The organism is Flavobacterium sp. LB2P53, assembly GCF_003970305.1.
Lineage (GTDB): Bacteria > Bacteroidota > Bacteroidia > Flavobacteriales > Flavobacteriaceae > Flavobacterium.
The window spans coordinates 22002-36979 of the sequence record NZ_RYDG01000011.1 but is presented as its reverse complement, the minus strand read 5'-3'; the positions used below and the strand labels follow the sequence as shown (position 1 = coordinate 36979).

Annotated in this window: 17 protein-coding genes; 12 read left to right on the top strand and 5 right to left on the bottom strand. The window is 29.8% G+C overall.

The window, feature by feature from the left end; genetic code table 11:
* Positions 1-43: 43 nt before the first annotated feature.
* Both EKL95_RS12785 and dcm read right to left on the bottom strand, forming a co-directional pair.
* Positions 44-1489: a MutH/Sau3AI family endonuclease gene (locus EKL95_RS12785; protein WP_126564367.1), complete on the bottom strand. Its 1446-nt coding sequence runs from the start codon at positions 1487-1489 to the stop codon at positions 44-46.
* The gene (dcm, locus tag EKL95_RS12780; protein ID WP_126564366.1) at positions 1476-2756 is read right to left on the bottom strand and encodes a DNA (cytosine-5-)-methyltransferase; all 1281 of its coding nucleotides are present in this window, start codon (positions 2754-2756) and stop codon (positions 1476-1478) included. Before dcm ends, EKL95_RS12785 begins: the two co-directional genes overlap by 14 nt.
* Before the next feature lie 154 nt (positions 2757-2910).
* On the opposite strand from dcm, the gene EKL95_RS12775 reads away from it, so the two are divergent.
* The 4 genes from EKL95_RS12775 (at position 2911) to EKL95_RS12760 (ending at position 5195) form a co-directional block, all read left to right on the top strand.
* Complete coding sequence (locus EKL95_RS12775; RefSeq protein ID WP_126564365.1) at positions 2911-3315, top strand: hypothetical protein; 405 nt, start codon at positions 2911-2913, stop codon at positions 3313-3315.
* Positions 3316-3351: 36 nt separating this feature from the next.
* The gene (locus EKL95_RS12770) at positions 3352-3594 is read left to right on the top strand and encodes a hypothetical protein (RefSeq protein WP_126564364.1); all 243 of its coding nucleotides are present in this window, start codon (positions 3352-3354) and stop codon (positions 3592-3594) included.
* Positions 3595-3596: 2 nt separating this feature from the next.
* Positions 3597-3863, top strand: coding sequence for a helix-turn-helix transcriptional regulator (locus EKL95_RS12765; protein WP_126564363.1), 267 nt, complete (start codon positions 3597-3599; stop codon positions 3861-3863).
* A gap of 69 nt (positions 3864-3932) precedes the next feature.
* Positions 3933-5195, top strand: coding sequence for an ATP-binding protein (locus tag EKL95_RS12760; protein ID WP_126564362.1), 1263 nt, complete (start codon positions 3933-3935; stop codon positions 5193-5195).
* Positions 5196-5220: 25 nt separating this feature from the next.
* Here EKL95_RS12760 and EKL95_RS15335 read toward each other — a convergent pair whose 3' ends face one another.
* The 3 genes from EKL95_RS15335 to EKL95_RS12750 form a co-directional block, all read right to left on the bottom strand.
* Positions 5221-5349, bottom strand: coding sequence for a hypothetical protein (locus EKL95_RS15335; RefSeq protein ID WP_255416250.1), 129 nt, complete (start codon positions 5347-5349; stop codon positions 5221-5223).
* A gap of 389 nt (positions 5350-5738) precedes the next feature.
* Positions 5739-7151 (bottom strand): hypothetical protein, encoded by a 1413-nt coding sequence (locus tag EKL95_RS12755; protein ID WP_126564361.1) that lies wholly within the window; start codon positions 7149-7151, stop codon positions 5739-5741.
* 333 nt (positions 7152-7484) lie between these two features.
* Complete coding sequence (locus EKL95_RS12750) at positions 7485-8513, bottom strand: DNA cytosine methyltransferase (RefSeq protein ID WP_158614863.1); 1029 nt, start codon at positions 8511-8513, stop codon at positions 7485-7487.
* A gap of 191 nt (positions 8514-8704) precedes the next feature.
* On the opposite strand from EKL95_RS12750, the gene EKL95_RS12745 reads away from it, so the two are divergent.
* The 8 genes from EKL95_RS12745 (at position 8705) to EKL95_RS12710 (ending at position 14849) form a co-directional block, all read left to right on the top strand.
* Positions 8705-9016 carry a hypothetical protein gene (locus EKL95_RS12745; protein WP_126564359.1) on the top strand — a complete coding sequence of 104 codons (312 nt, stop codon included), beginning with the start codon at positions 8705-8707 and terminating at the stop codon, positions 9014-9016.
* Positions 9017-9272: 256 nt separating this feature from the next.
* Positions 9273-9860: a tyrosine-type recombinase/integrase gene (locus EKL95_RS12740; RefSeq protein WP_126564358.1), complete on the top strand. Its 588-nt coding sequence runs from the start codon at positions 9273-9275 to the stop codon at positions 9858-9860.
* Between the two features lie 183 nt (positions 9861-10043).
* Positions 10044-10901 carry a hypothetical protein gene (locus EKL95_RS12735; RefSeq protein WP_126564357.1) on the top strand — a complete coding sequence of 286 codons (858 nt, stop codon included), beginning with the start codon at positions 10044-10046 and terminating at the stop codon, positions 10899-10901.
* Between the two features lie 373 nt (positions 10902-11274).
* A complete protein-coding gene (locus EKL95_RS12730; RefSeq protein WP_126564356.1) occupies positions 11275-11592 on the top strand; it encodes a hypothetical protein in 318 nt (105 codons plus the stop codon).
* Between the two features lie 120 nt (positions 11593-11712).
* Complete coding sequence (locus EKL95_RS12725) at positions 11713-12537, top strand: DUF5131 family protein (protein WP_126564355.1); 825 nt, start codon at positions 11713-11715, stop codon at positions 12535-12537.
* A gap of 11 nt (positions 12538-12548) precedes the next feature.
* A complete protein-coding gene (locus tag EKL95_RS12720; RefSeq protein ID WP_126564354.1) occupies positions 12549-12857 on the top strand; it encodes a hypothetical protein in 309 nt (102 codons plus the stop codon).
* Positions 12858-13072: 215 nt separating this feature from the next.
* On the top strand, positions 13073-13318 hold the full coding sequence (locus EKL95_RS12715) for a hypothetical protein (RefSeq protein WP_126564353.1): 246 nt from the start codon (positions 13073-13075) through the stop codon (positions 13316-13318).
* A 634-nt stretch (positions 13319-13952) separates the two neighbouring features.
* Entirely contained in the window at positions 13953-14849 is an 897-nt protein-coding gene (locus EKL95_RS12710) for a hypothetical protein (protein ID WP_126564352.1), read from the top strand.
* Positions 14850-14978 lie beyond the last annotated feature (129 nt).

Genomic DNA, 14978 nt, shown 5'->3' with positions numbered 1-14978 from the left:
GATTTTCTACGAAAAATGTATTTTTTTCAAATACTATCTTTCCTTATTTAGGGGTAATGATTTGCTCAATAAACGTTTTATTTAACCAAAAACTTTGCCAAGAGATACTAATTGCCTTATTCGTAAACTTGTAATAATGTAAATCTATATCATTAGAATCTTTGGCATGGGGGCGTATGTGTATAACTTTTGTCTTACTAGATTTTAAGAGATTATTTTCTTGCACTTGCTTAGAGCCATGTTTGACAGTTTCTACAACAACTCCCTTGGTCACAATTTTTTTTGCTTGTTCCCATTCAATCTCAATAATTGATAATTCTGCATCAGAAGCTTTCCAATAAATAGATTCTCCAATTGTCCATGTTTTCCAATCTTTGTACCTATATTTTGTTTCCCCGCCTAAAGCATATTTTTCTTTTTCTTTAATGATTGGGATAAAAATGAATCCATTAGATATAATGTTTTTGAAAACTGCTTCGCCATTATTTTCGTCTTCATCAATATCCCATTTCTCTTCAATCAAATCTACCAAACTAAATTTAGGAAAAGACATTGCTTCCCATGGCTTATTTTGTGGACTGACAGGCACCGTTTTAATTTCTATACCATTTTCTTCTAATTCAAGTATTTTCTGATTGTCAGCGATGTTAAAAACTCTATTTATTAAGAGGCGAAAAGAAGATTTTGCTTTAGGAGAGAAATCCACATTAAATTTATTAACGACAGTTTCTAAATTTTGGCCTTGCAATTCTTTATTAAGTTTCTTTAAAACGAAATCTTGTGGAGTAACATTTGCTTCTAGCTTTAATGACGCAAATTTTTGTTTTTGCTTTTTTTGCTCAAAGAAAAATTTCATGTAACTATGCTTTAAGCTATAGCTTCTTTGCTTCGCCTTTTTATCGTTTCCATAAGTAATCAACTTACCAGTTCCAGATGTGCAAGCTCCTAAAATCTTACCGTCTCCCTCTGAAATGTTTTCAGCTATTTCAGAAATAACTTTATGTTTAATTTGTTCCCAATCTTCTTGAACTATGTTTTCATTCTCATTTATGATTTCATATAAAAGTGTTCCTCTAAAAATAAATTCTTCCCAATCATTAAATGTTTTTCCAGTTGGATGTTCATAAAGAAGAAAAAGAATCTTTTCCATTTTTCCTCTTACTTCAGAAGTACTCCATTCCTCATTAATAATTTTATTATAATTAAGTGATTTAATTTTAGACCGCTCTTTTGGTTGAATCTGATTACTGATTTTTCTTAATGGAAGAACTTTTAATTCAACATTAATTCCTTTAACATCAGAATTAGGATTTGAATTAGGTGCATTTCCAATAATAGCTTCAAGTACTTGACCAGCAATTCCTTTATTGGTTTTAAGGGCTATTTTAGGATAAGTTGCAGTTACATAATCACGTAATTCTTTTAAATTAAAATCTTCAAAATTTTTATAATATAGCACTAAATCTTCAACTGTTTCAAAATGTTCCATCTATTTTTTTTTGTAATGAAGTACCTATCTTTTCAATGACTCCCACAACTAAAGCATTTCCCATAAAAAAAGCTCTTTTCGTATCTAAAATAGCATCAAGTTTGGTGTGATTGTCTGGAAACATATTTAGACGTTCTAATTCAACAGGCATTAATCTTCTATATCCTTCTTTTGTATTGATTACATGTTTAAATCTGGAAGGGGACTTACCGCCCTCACCAGTTATTATTGTTCTTGAAGACTTTTCCAAAGGGTCTGGAAAACTCATACTGCCTTCACTATATTTATACTCAAAACCTTGGGCGTTAACTTTTGAATGACTTTTAGCTCCTTTTAAATAAATCCATTTATCTAGTTCATTCTCGTTTATGTAAAAATCATCTTCAACTTTTCCAGATAATATTATATCTCTAAGAATAGTATGCGCTCCTTCGTAACTTGGAACGGATTTTATAGTACTAACCTCTCCATTAATCATTATGCCTGTATTCTCAAATAAACTTTTATTGCCACCTTTATTAAATTCATTTGAAATGTCAACAATATCACCCTTTAATTTGAATGATTTATAGTTTTTTCTATTTTCAACAGAAATTGAAAAAGCGTCAGCTATTGTCCCCTTATCAAGAATCCATTCAATTGGAGTAGATTCCAAAATTTGATTGTAGATTTCGGATGTTTTATGATAAGCTAGTATAAAAACTCTTCTCCTTCTTTGAGGTAATCCATATTCTGCAGCATTGATTACTCTCCATTCAACTGCATAACCTAATTCATTTAAACTTTGAAGAATAATTGCAAAATCTCTACCTCTTTGATTAGAAGGGGAAATCAATAATCTATCAACATTTTCAAGAAATAAAAACCTTGGTTTATTCTCTTTTTCGTTCAAAATTTTATGAATAGACCACCATAACACTCCTTTTTTTCCTATTAATCCTTTTGAGTTTTTTAAAGTTGTTGCAACTGAATAATCTTGACAAGGAAATCCGCCTACAAGCAAATCATGGTCTGGTATTGTAGTCACGTCAACAGATGCTATATCTTCATTACTATGATTTAATTTACCCCATCTACTCTCATAAACGATTGAAGCGTGTTGTGCTTTAGTCGAAGGTTCCCATTGATTGCTCCATACAACTTCATATTCAGAATTCAGCTCTTTTTCATATCCACTTGTAGCTGATTTGTTATTCCAGCCCTCTAAGCCAAGCCTAAAACCACCAACACCCGCAAACAATTCTGCTACTTTAATCTTTTTACTCATTCCAGTATTTTAATAAAATTAATCTGTTTACAAAAGTATTCAAATATGAACAATATTTTGATTTAAAAATCTTTAATTAAATGTTCAATATATTGCACATGTTTATCTTTTTACCTATATTTGTTTAGGATTTAGAAAGACAAATAATCAATATATGAAACCAAATAAACAAGGACAAATAGTAAAATTTCATACTCCATTAGAAGGAGAGAATCCAGAACAACTTTATGTGGTTATTGAAGTAATTGAAGATGACGAAAGACCTAGAGCCGATATTCAAGCACTTAACACAGGTTTAGCTTTTCCACCAATCAATACAGTTCGTTTAAATGATTTAGAGGTTGTCGAGGTTAGTACACAAGATTTAATTGGACATTATGTTACCATAAACAAATCAGACTATTCCCAAGTAGATGGAAAAGTGATTAGTGTCAATGAACAAAAAATTAATTTAGATTTGACAAATGGCATTAATGGAGTTGAAACCAATGTTTATCTTACAGTAGTTGATAAAAATGGCAAAGAGCACTTAGGTACTTTAAATGTTAATCCAGAATAAAAAATTTAAAAACAACAAAATTAAAATCCAATCATCATGAGCACATTTATAAATGACGAAGAAAAACTAAACCATCCATACTATAAACTGATGGAATTGAGAGACGATGCTTTGGAAACAGAATTAAATTCTTGGTCAAGATTAGATTTAATAGAATGGCTTTGTTGGAATGACCGAAATGGCGTTTACAAAGACGATGAATCGTTGCAAGAGTTTGGCAATACAGTTAGTAAAGAAGAAGCTATTGAAATTATCACCAGACAAATAACGGAAGCGTAAAAATGGTAAATAGAGACTCTCAATTAGAAAAGGATTCAATTGAAAATTACATCCATAACAGTCGCTTAAAAATGGGACAGAATATTCGTGGAATCAGAGAAAAAAGAGGTTATAGTCAAGATGAGTTAGCAGAAATCATGGGCGTAAACCGTACCACAATTTCCAAAATAGAAAATGGAAAGTTTAGTTTTAGCATAGACTACCTAGCTAAATTTTCATTGTTTTTGGATTTTAATTTTTCACTAGTAGATAACAGAACTATTCTGTAATTTAACAATAAGATTCTATTGTTTTATCCTTCACCTTTTTGGGGTGATATATAAGCTAAATTCAATAATATGACTGAAATATTAACAGATGATTGGTTGAGTAATTTTTTTGAAATAGCGGATGCTAATAACATCCTTAAACGAAGGGAGTCTCATTGGATAGAATTCAAAAGTGTCTTTGATTGGAAAAATGAAAAAGCACGTTCTGGATATTGTAAATCGTTGGCTGCTTTTTCAAATAATAAAGGTGGAGCTTTGTTTTTTGGGATTGAAGATAAACCTCATAAAATCATTGGCATCTCAAATTTTGAGGATATTGATGATGCAGATATTACAAACTATATTAATGAATTATTCACACCTTCTATTCATTTTGAAAGAACTACTTTTAACTTTAGAGGACTTACTATAGGAGTTCTTTACGCTTTTAATAGTAAATACAGACCAATTATATGTAATAAAGATAGTGCTAAAACTTTTTCATCAGACATTTACTTTCGTTATGGAGCCAAATCAACTAAAATTAAATCGGGAGATTTACTAAAATTAATTGAAGAGGTTAAAGAAGTTGAATCAAATAAATGGATGAAATTATTTGAAAATATCGGTAAAATCGGTATTGAAAATATACATTTGTTAAATTCTGTAAGCGGTGAAATAATTAGCGAAAACAATACTTTTCTTTTAGATGAAAACTTATTAAGTCAAATTAAAATTATTGATAGATTTTCTATTCAAGAAGAAGGTCAACCAGCTGTTAGGATTATTGGTAATATTCCAGAATTAGCTAGGGTAATTAAAAAAACTACCGTAATTTATGAAGAGGATATTTATAAAGCCTACCTTCTTAACTTGCAAGATTTAAGACCAGATGAACTTCTTAAATTCATTTGTCAAGGAAACACTTCACATTATCCGTTTTATTTTCTAATTAAAAGAATGTATCCAACAATTGCGGAAGGAAAACAGTTTCTTTCAAATGTTAAAATTGTGGGTTTTGTTCGAAAATTGCTAATAGAAAGAATTAATTTTGATAAGAAATCTGAAAATCATAGAAATAGATTCACTTTAAATAAACTCACTAAATACGGACCATCAAGAAATACTTATTTAAATTATTTTCAAAATAAAGAAGAATTTGAAATTGAAAACGAAGAGAATATTAAAAGAATTTTAGAGTCTGTATTTTCACTAGTTAAGGGGCAATTTGATATTGATTTCACAAAAAACAAATTAAATGAAGTGTTTGAAAATCATTATCCATTTGAAAAAGGAGCGACAAATTATTTGTTCAGAGACGCTATTACATTTTTAGATTTTATTGAAAAATAAGTGGCTTTTAGGATTTATTTTGCTTTTAAATTATTTTATTTTTTTGATAAATCTTATCTAAAATTCTAGCTGTTGTTGTCAATACCTTACCTTTAGGTACACCTATTTTATCGAGTAACATTCTCATTTGTTTAGCAGTCAGCTTTAGTTTCATATCTTTTATTTAATGATAAATATCACTCCAAAAGCACAAACGCTCATGGAAAAATAAATAATCCATTAAAACGAGGCTGCGGCTCGCACACAGCATAGATTATATCTAGTTTTTAGTAATGCAATCAACTTGAATCGATGGAGCAGAAACGGGCTGGTCTAGTCCCTTATGGTACGTGTAAAAGATTGATATGTCAATTTTTTTGCAGAATTTTATATGGAAATTTTTTTTTGAATTTTGTCTTAAAAAAAAATAAATCGATTTTTTTTGAATAATCAAGGGCTAGTATACGGATATTCTTTTTATGTGCATGGCTAGCTGGTAACGAGAATTTTTTATGTTAAAAATTTATTCTGTTTTTGACGGGGGAAGGACCCATCCCCCCCCCCTTAATAATCGTTTGATTCATCATCATCCCAAGAATTCATTTCATCAAAAAAAGCGTCATCAAATACCGTTTTTTCATCGTCTTCATCATCTTCAACTTTTTCAATATAATCCAAATGTAATGATGGAGCGATTCCATATAGTTCAATTAGTTTTTTGGTAAAAACTTCCTCGATTGTTTTAGTTTCAGATTCCTTGCATACGAAACTATCATGAATAGTAAATGGCCTAATGCCTTTTTCTTCAAGCAATGGCATTATAACGTCTAGGATTGAGTAAGATTCTATGGTTTGCAGTTGAATAGATAGAGTATTGTGTTCAACGGAATTTGTCTTATTTATGTAAGCCATAATACTAGGGAACTGCCATCCAAAAAACTGCTTAAGTTTTTCAAACGAACTATTTTTTGAATAGTAGACCTTGAATAACATTTCTTTCATCTGGTTTCGTGTTCTTTCGATGCCAGTATAAATCTTATACTTTTTAACCAAGAATTCGTATATCGTTCCGTCAATTACCAAATCCTTATATTTTGATAATTCTTCTGTGTCAATTTCTGGTTTGTTTTGGATTAAAGTGTACAAAAAATAAGGCTGAGAGTTCTTTATGTCTACATTCATCAAAGGTTCATTTGAAATAATAAAAGGCCTCAAGAAACTTGGTAATGATGTCAGATTGGAGTCCAAACGACCGTTTGTTTTGTTCCGTTTGAAGAACAAGAAACCATCATTGATAGCATTTATCCTAGTTGAATAAATCATGTATCTATGAAGTATATCATGGAGCTCCTTGCCTTCTTTTCTGATAATAATTAGCATTCTGTTTTTTAAAGATTCTTTTTTGCAATCAATAATATCTCGCATTTGCTTTTCTGACAATATAAATTCTAGGCTCAAACAAAGATTTTTAAACTCTTGAATTGTTTTATTAAGGATTGCCTTATTGGCACCATCAATGTCAACCTTGAATGTTTTGTAATATTCACTTTTTGCAAACTCAAGACTTTTAACTTTCATTCGTTTATTTTTCTCAATTTGTTTGGCTATCCTTTTGTTGATATTGATGTTTTGTATTTTGATTCCAATAGTTTTGCCTAAATATTCGGATGAGATTTTATAGCTTTTACATTTTGCACCAATAGTGTAAAAATTATTTCTTCTTATGAAGTTGTTGTCAATTAAGAATTGTATGTCTTCATTTAAATTATTACTGGTTGGTAACAACTCTTTAAACTGGGCCAATGCTATTTCAGTATAGCCATAAGTTCTTTGAAGGTCACTTTTGTAGTATATTTCTTTTCGATTTATTAAATCGATAATGGTGTAAAGATTATCTTTTCTTGGATGTGTTAATTGGTCAAGCTCATCCTTAATTAGACTTGGGATGTAGCGATTGAATTGTTTTTTTGGATTCATTTTTCATGTTATCTCTATTTTTATGTTATTCCTCTTTTTGGTTCTGGATAGAGGCCAACTGGGAGCTTATCCCCAGTTGGAACCAGATAATCTCACCTCAACAAGGTGTTAGTTTGATTATGTTTAATTTTACTTCTTTTATTTTGATAAGTCAAGGGTATTTTGTGGGTTTTATTAATAAAAAGCACAAATGCGAAAGTTGGAATGCGACTCAGCTCAGTTATAACAAGGGATACAGAAGTTTTTTTATTTAAAAAGGATACTATAAGGAACTTTATAAAACCCCTTATAGTGTCCTTTTTTATATTGAATGGCCTCTTAGTCCCAATGGTATCAAGACCTACAGGCATTTTCAACTTTCGCAATATTATTATCGCCCTTTAATTTTTCTAATAATACAGCCACAACATCAACTGTCATCGCTAATCCAATTGCCTTCAATTTATTGGTTTTAGATACATTCGGAACATCTGAAACGTATCCGTCTCGAATAGTCATTAATCGTTCGGATTCCAAGACAGAAGGCAAGCGATAGCATTTGTTAGGAAAATCATATTCTCCAAATGCTGACCTAGACTTCCCAACATAACCAGATTTGTTAAGAATAAATGGATATTCCAGTAACTTTTGTTCAATAGATAAATCTGCAAATTCTTTATCCTTATATATAACGTTGCCGAGGTTCATTTTATAGTGTCTAAAAATCCCATTGGTTAAAGTTACATTTCCCGATAATAATACATTGGCTTTTTCTTTTTCAACATATCCATTATGAATAATATCCGAAAACTTAAATTCAATTGGTTCTGGAATTGTTATGTCTGGAATATTGGTCCAGTATAATCTTCTTCGGTGCGAAGGAGCAATAAGAGATGAATTAATTTTTATCATATATACTTCATCACCAAAAATATTTTCAAGTTCACTAGTAATTAACTTTCGGTTTTTTGTATCCATCGAAGCTACATTCTCCATTATAAAATGTAATTTTTTAGTTCTGTGTTGATATTTTTTTAAATCATGGAGTATTCTTATAGCTTCATAAAACAGACTAGAATCTGGACCATCCAATCCAGAACGGTCTTTAGAATTTACGCTTGACAATTGCGTACATGGGCTACCAAAGATTACAAGGTCAACATTTGGGTAATCTATTATATCAACATCTTTAACATCTCCTATTTGGTGAAAACTTGTATCACCCGAATAATGATAGTTCTGAATAGCTAACGCTGATTTATCTATTTCCGAACTATAGTAGTTACTTATTCTAATTCCAGCTTTATCTAATGCTAATTTGGCACAGCTAATCCCATCAAATAGAGAAAGGACATTGATTGATTTGTTTTTTGTTGGTTTCATATTCATTGTTTTATAATAAATATTACGCCATGGGGAAAAGAACATTTTTTGCACTGGAGAAAAACCAATTATTTCCACTATCTCCCTGTTTAAAGGGGATACAGAGCTAAAAAAAAGTGAAAATAATTTGATAAAACCTGGCGCAGGAACAAATTTCCTTGTACACTCGTGGTGTACAAACAATTTAAGATATGAGCACAACGACACAAACAATGGAAATAGCTAAAACAATACTTGAACAAATTAAATATGCGGACCGTTCAGCACTGATGACTTGGGGAGCACAAAATTTCGCAGCAATCGGAGAAAGTAAAGAATTCCAAGGTGGCCTAGCTTTTCAAGTGAATGGCCTTACTCATCAAGGATGGGTGAAAGTTTGCCTAAGATGGGCGGATGACTATACAATTGTGTTTATTAATAAAAAACGGGAAACTGTCAAAACATTCGAAAGAGCCTATTGTGATATGTTGGTTCCAGTTATCGATTGGGTAGAAGGGAAGTAATTTATTAATGAATAATCTTAAAATAGTAAAGTCTTACCTAATGTGTAAGACTTTTGTGATTTTTGGCAAAAACAAAATCCAACCATCACTTTTATTCTAAGTGATAGTTGATAAAACACATAAAGTGCTGTAAATCAAGTAATTAAATTAAATTGTAAAAATATTATTAAAATCAACTATCATTTATACTCATAAAACCTGGTAAATGTCATATTTTCCTCTTACACTCGTGGTATAATAATTAACAATAGAAATCATGGCACTTAAAGGACAAAAAACTACAACTGGGTTTATTCAATGGAATGACTTAACAAATTTAGTTCTGAAACTTCAACGTGACGGAGAATATAAATTTTCATTACTTATTGGTACAGGTGCATTTACGGGACTTCGTATTTCTGATATACTTTCTTTGACATGGAATCAATTATTAGATAAAGATATAATTGAGTTACACGAAATGAAAACTGGTAAATTCAGAAAAATTAAAATCAATCAAGATTTACAGAGTTTAATAAAAAGTACTTATATAGCGATGGGTGAAGCAAGCATTGAGCAATTTGTATTTGTAAATAAATACGGAACCAAGCAAATCAATGTTCAATGGGTGAATACCAAATTAAAAGAGATTTTTACCAAATATTCTATCAAAACTGAAAATCCTAGTACGCATAGCCTTCGTAAGTCATTTGGTCGTAGAATCTGGGAAATAAATAATTATTCCGAAAAAAGTCTTGTGTTATTGTCAGAACTATTTAACCACAGCAACATCCAGATTACAAAACGGTATTTAGGGATTAAAGAAAAAGAATTATTTGATGTTTACGATAGCCTTAGTATTTAGATATTAATAATTTGATGATATGAAAAAAAATTAGCGATGCTTATTCAACATGGTAATGCGTAATTGTTGCTAAAAAACTGTTTATTTTAAAGTTATTAATTAGTAGGCTAAATCAATGTTTATAAGGGTTCATGTAAATTTGTTACATGAACCCTTTTGTTGATTTGCTGTATTTTCATAAAAATGTTGAAAAAAACTTTTTTTATAAGCAAAAAACTTCTATATTTGCATTATAATAATGAAAATACAGCAGTAATGAATAAAAATGATAAAGATTTAATCTGGTCAACCGAAAGCCTTGTAATGTTTGGTATGTGGCTTGTTAATAAAGGAGAACGTGGATATGGCTTACTCTGTATTCATGGTTCATGTTTTGGGATAAAAATTGGTTCGTTATTGAAGTTAACATGGAATGATTTTATTAATGATGATGGTTCTTTACATGTTGACTTAGCAGATAACTTTCCTAGCAGAGATGAATTAATCCTTCATAATGAAAAAAAGGAAGATAGCAGAACCATAAAATTAAGTTATTTTATTCAACGATACACTAGGGAAGTGTACATAAATATATTTGATTACCATTCAAGAGATGTCGATGCACCAATTTATATTAATGTTAAAACAGGTAAAGTTTTAACAACATCAAGTCTAAATCGAGAGTTGAATAAACTCTATGAGCAATTTAGATTAGAAGTTCTTTCATCAACATATTTGGAGTTAAAATTCAGAGAACTAAAAACTAACACATTTGAAATTGCTTGGGGTAGAGATATGGTCAATAAATACAATTGCACAAAGAAAGTTTTTATTGCAATTTCAAAATATATGGGACATAGAACGGTAAACGATACGATTAAGCTATTAGAACTTGAGCCGAATGAAGAAATTAAATTTAGTTTCGATTTGTTTGACCCAGACCCCAAAACTGAAATAGAGATGTTAAGTATTCTTATGGACAAAGAAAAACTATCCCGCTATTTATTCAGGAAAGATGTTGCAAATACGACCGAAGAATTCTGGAAGCATCGACACTACTAAGAAATTAATCCATTAAGATATAATCAAATTTTATTATCAATTAAAATTTACTATAAAGGTATATAGGCGAAGCTATATCTAATAAAAAGAATGATTTATAAGAAAAAAATAGATAAATATGACATAAAAATTAAGAATTATCACAAGGAGATAAAACTCAAATTGAGAATTTCGGGAGATTTATCTCAATCCTACTAACACTTTCAAGTTTCGAATTTGAAATTAAACATTATTTACAGTATAGTAATTTAATGAAGCAATAAAGCCTTTCCGTTTCGAGAAAGCAAACAATCAAAAACAATTTATTTAAACAAAAAAAATCTATGCTAAACATGGACAGGAATAGAACTGTCCAAACTTAAAATTTGTAACTATGAAAAATTCAATGAAAATAACAGAAAATGATTTCCAATTAATCAGTGTAGTAATCCCAAGTTTAAACGGAAACTATGCCAAGCTTTTATTCTTAACTGGAGAGGAATATGATAAACTTAAAAGAACTTCCAAATCAAATTCTGGAAAGGGTGAGGGTATATATGCTTTATATGCAGAGTCAAACATGTATCATGACATATTAACAAGTGGAACAGGGATGTTGACTAGAAGACAATTTGATGAATTGTTAAAAAATGGATACAATTCAAAGATGCAAAAAGGGGGAAATGGAGCAGAATTAAAACAAGTAGATTAATAAACTAATCGAATCATCTTTTCAATTCTGAAAAGATATAACAACAAATTTTATAGGAAGATTTTTTTGCCCATCAACTGGGTAGTCAACTTCTTGTGCCTTAATTAATAAATAAAAAACATGGCTGAAAATAGTAAAATAGAATGGACTCACCACACAGCAAATTTATGGTGGGGTTGTACAAAAGTGCATGCTGGATGTGATAATTGCTACGCATTAGCTTTAGCTAAACGCTACGGTAAAGATGTTTGGGGAAATGACAAACCAAGACGATTAATACAAAATGTATGGAAAGAAATCGAGAAATATCAAAAACAGGCAGCAGCTGAAGGGGAAATTCATAGAGTTTTTGTGGGTTCAATGATGGATATTTTTGAAAAACCGATGCCACTAGTGGACCACAAAGGAATTCCATATAGTGAAACAGAGAGCGAATTTTGGAATACAGGGCAATTGAGAGATAAGTTTTTTAATGAAGTGGTGCCAAATTCGCCAAATCTTATGTTCCTGTTGCTCAGTAAGAGGCCATCAAACATTAATAAATACATTCCAGAAAGCTGGAAGAAAAATCCACCAAAAAATGTAATGTTTGGGACATCACCAGTGAACCAAGAAACTGCGGATAAATTGATTGTTCAACTAGCGAAGGTTAATGGTCTTAGGTTTCTTTCTGTCGAGCCTCAATTGGATAGAATTGACATGATAGCCAAGATTAATGATGGTACTGATAAAGTTTTATTGGATTTAGTTGATTGGGTAATTAGTGGTGGTGAAAGCGGTCATGGGAAAAGACCTTTTGATTGTGATTGGGCCAGATTGATTAGAGATGATTGTAAAACTAAAGGAGTCCCATTCTTTTTTAAACAGATTGATAAGATTAAAGTAATTCCAGATGACTTAATGATTAGAGAATTTCCAATAAGTAAACAAAAACAAATAATCTAAAACAAACAAAAATGAAAACAAAAATGAAAAAATTAAAAACAGTAACAGTTGAAGAACTAAGAACGATTAATCAAAACACAATCAAAGCAAAATTTAATAGAATTTTGGATATTGATGAATTAGTTAAAGAAGGCATCCTAAGTGATGAAATGGATTTTGCCTACCCAGTCCAACTGCAGATGTATCATAAAAACGAAGATGGCAGTATGGCTATAAGAGTTTACATCAATTCAAATGACGGGCCTAATTCATTAATAATGGATATGACCGTAGAGGATTATGACAAATTATTTAAAATGAGATTTAAAGTAGTTGCATAGTTGAAATAGACCTTTATGATTGATAATCTAATTGGATTTTCAATTTTCATAGAGGTATTAAAATAGAGAGTCTAAGAACGATTCTCTAAATAAAACAAAACGACTTTCCAAGTCTGGGCAGAAGTAAATCAAATAAAAAACTGAAATTTAAGTAGCTCATTTTATGTGGGCCTAGGTTTCTAGTGAATATTATTAACCTTAAAAAATAAAAAAAAATGAAAAAAGAAATTTTCAAAAAAGTAGAAGATTCAATTGAGAATCTAAAAAAACTAGAAAATAGAACAGAATTTAATATCTGGTATTTTAATAATTTTGGTTTAAACATTAAAAATATGGATAATTATCATGAAGCACTGAAATCAGTTGGTATTGATATAAATGATTTTCCAATTGTAATGTCATTCACACTAAAAGGTTTTAATAATACTTTAAAAAAGCTAAAGGATGAAAGTATTATATAATCTTTATTGAATTTAACTGCCAATAAATTTTGAATGGCACCCGCGAAAGTGGGGGTGGCATTTGGGGGCCTACAGCTGTTCTTTCAGTTGATTGGACAACTGTAAAGGAATTGAGTAAACTGCTCCGCAAGGTTGAGAATGTTCTTATTTAAAAGGGTTTTTCGTTGATATTTTTCTTCTAAAGACCCTTTTAAATAAATTTAGTTGAATTGGTTTTGTTTAGAAGATTATCAGTTGATATTATCTTTTATAAAACTATAATTTAACAATGGTATTCAAGTTGCTTCACAATTATTCTAGTTGAGATTATTCTTTTAATTTTTCTAATTATTGAAATATGAAATTTAATAAATAAAGAAATTTATAAGTTACAAATTTTCAAAAAGGAGAATAGGTTTCTATTTTCAATTTAGGTTTTCTTTTTCAATTTAGATAAAAGTATTATAGTATAGTAAAAATAATATAATTCGGTAATGACTTCAACCAAAACATCCTTGATAAAAGACAATTCATCTCAACCAAAAGACAAAATGGAATTAAAAACACAATTTATCCCTTACTAAAAAGTAATTGATATTATCATTAGAAAAGAGGAATAATCCACAACTATAACAAAAAAATAAATTCATATAAAATGAAAAAACAAGAAACAAAAGGAATTAAAACCACCTATTCTGATGTGTTATATTGGTCCATGTCACCAATGTCAAAAGATAAAAAATACCACATAACTAGGGTGCATGAATCCGTACTAAGGAAACTCATTCATTATGATAAAAGCAATATAAAAATAACCTATTCAAACAAATGGATAAGCAAACATACATTTTTGGATATAACTCAAATTGAGAAATCGATACCACATTTGGAAAAAAAAAATTATATCAACTGTATAACCTTTTCGAAAAAAAATAAAAATGGTGAGTTGATAAAAAGAAGAATTATAAATATCAACTGGAATTTTATCCAAGAAGTTCTTTCTGAAGTACCAAAGTTAGAATTCATTGAAAAAGATACCGATTTTTTTGAACAGATATCAAACGAAAGTGATGGTATAATCGAAGTTAACCAAGAAGATAATCTTAAAAAAGAGTCTCTTGAAAAAGGTGTGGAAACTACTTCAACCAATATAGATTTTAATGTACATGAATACTTGACCAAAAGAAAATTAGAATTTGCAAAACAATTAATTTCAGATGATTCAGAATTTGAAGCCTTATATACTGTAGATAAAAAGGCATTGGACAAATTCTTTTATTACAATGAGAATATATGGGAAATAAAAACTCTTGAATTTGACAATGAAGACCTTTTCGAAAACATTCATGGTGTTAACTTGAGTTATTCTGGACTAGGGACACAATTGAAACTTTTTACAATAGACAAAAATGATGCAGTTACAGATTTATTTCAACTTAACTGTTACGACTTAAATGAATACCTTAAAATCAAAAAAATAAAGTTTGGAGATGTGACACTTGATAATTATGAAACGTTAAAACAATTTGAAAAGAAACAGCTTAATATCTAAAAAATAATAATAAAATCTGTTCCAATTTGATAAAACGCACACAATTATAGATAGCAATACTGGAGAAATCAAAGAAAAAATTTCAAATGCGTTATTTTCAATTATAAAAACTCAATAACAAATACAAAG

What these genes read in the sequence shown, in the direction of transcription:
- EKL95_RS12785 (WP_126564367.1), bottom strand. Translation starts at nt 1,489, where the DNA reads ATGGAACATTTTGAAACAGTTGAAGATTTAGTGCTATATTATAAAAAT.
- dcm (WP_126564366.1), bottom strand. Translation starts at nt 2,756, where the DNA reads ATGAGTAAAAAGATTAAAGTAGCAGAATTGTTTGCGGGTGTTGGTGGT.
- EKL95_RS12775 (WP_126564365.1), top strand. Translation starts at nt 2,911, where the DNA reads ATGAAACCAAATAAACAAGGACAAATAGTAAAATTTCATACTCCATTA.
- EKL95_RS12770 (WP_126564364.1), top strand. Translation starts at nt 3,352, where the DNA reads ATGAGCACATTTATAAATGACGAAGAAAAACTAAACCATCCATACTAT.
- EKL95_RS12765 (WP_126564363.1), top strand. Translation starts at nt 3,597, where the DNA reads ATGGTAAATAGAGACTCTCAATTAGAAAAGGATTCAATTGAAAATTAC.
- EKL95_RS12760 (WP_126564362.1), top strand. Translation starts at nt 3,933, where the DNA reads ATGACTGAAATATTAACAGATGATTGGTTGAGTAATTTTTTTGAAATA.
- EKL95_RS15335 (WP_255416250.1), bottom strand. Translation starts at nt 5,349, where the DNA reads ATGAAACTAAAGCTGACTGCTAAACAAATGAGAATGTTACTCGATAAA.
- EKL95_RS12755 (WP_126564361.1), bottom strand. Translation starts at nt 7,151, where the DNA reads ATGAATCCAAAAAAACAATTCAATCGCTACATCCCAAGTCTAATTAAG.
- EKL95_RS12750 (WP_158614863.1), bottom strand. Translation starts at nt 8,513, where the DNA reads ATGAAACCAACAAAAAACAAATCAATCAATGTCCTTTCTCTATTTGAT.
- EKL95_RS12745 (WP_126564359.1), top strand. Translation starts at nt 8,705, where the DNA reads ATGAGCACAACGACACAAACAATGGAAATAGCTAAAACAATACTTGAA.
- EKL95_RS12740 (WP_126564358.1), top strand. Translation starts at nt 9,273, where the DNA reads ATGGCACTTAAAGGACAAAAAACTACAACTGGGTTTATTCAATGGAAT.
- EKL95_RS12735 (WP_126564357.1), top strand. Translation starts at nt 10,044, where the DNA reads ATGTTGAAAAAAACTTTTTTTATAAGCAAAAAACTTCTATATTTGCAT.
- EKL95_RS12730 (WP_126564356.1), top strand. Translation starts at nt 11,275, where the DNA reads ATGAAAAATTCAATGAAAATAACAGAAAATGATTTCCAATTAATCAGT.
- EKL95_RS12725 (WP_126564355.1), top strand. Translation starts at nt 11,713, where the DNA reads ATGGCTGAAAATAGTAAAATAGAATGGACTCACCACACAGCAAATTTA.
- EKL95_RS12720 (WP_126564354.1), top strand. Translation starts at nt 12,549, where the DNA reads ATGAAAACAAAAATGAAAAAATTAAAAACAGTAACAGTTGAAGAACTA.
- EKL95_RS12715 (WP_126564353.1), top strand. Translation starts at nt 13,073, where the DNA reads ATGAAAAAAGAAATTTTCAAAAAAGTAGAAGATTCAATTGAGAATCTA.
- EKL95_RS12710 (WP_126564352.1), top strand. Translation starts at nt 13,953, where the DNA reads ATGAAAAAACAAGAAACAAAAGGAATTAAAACCACCTATTCTGATGTG.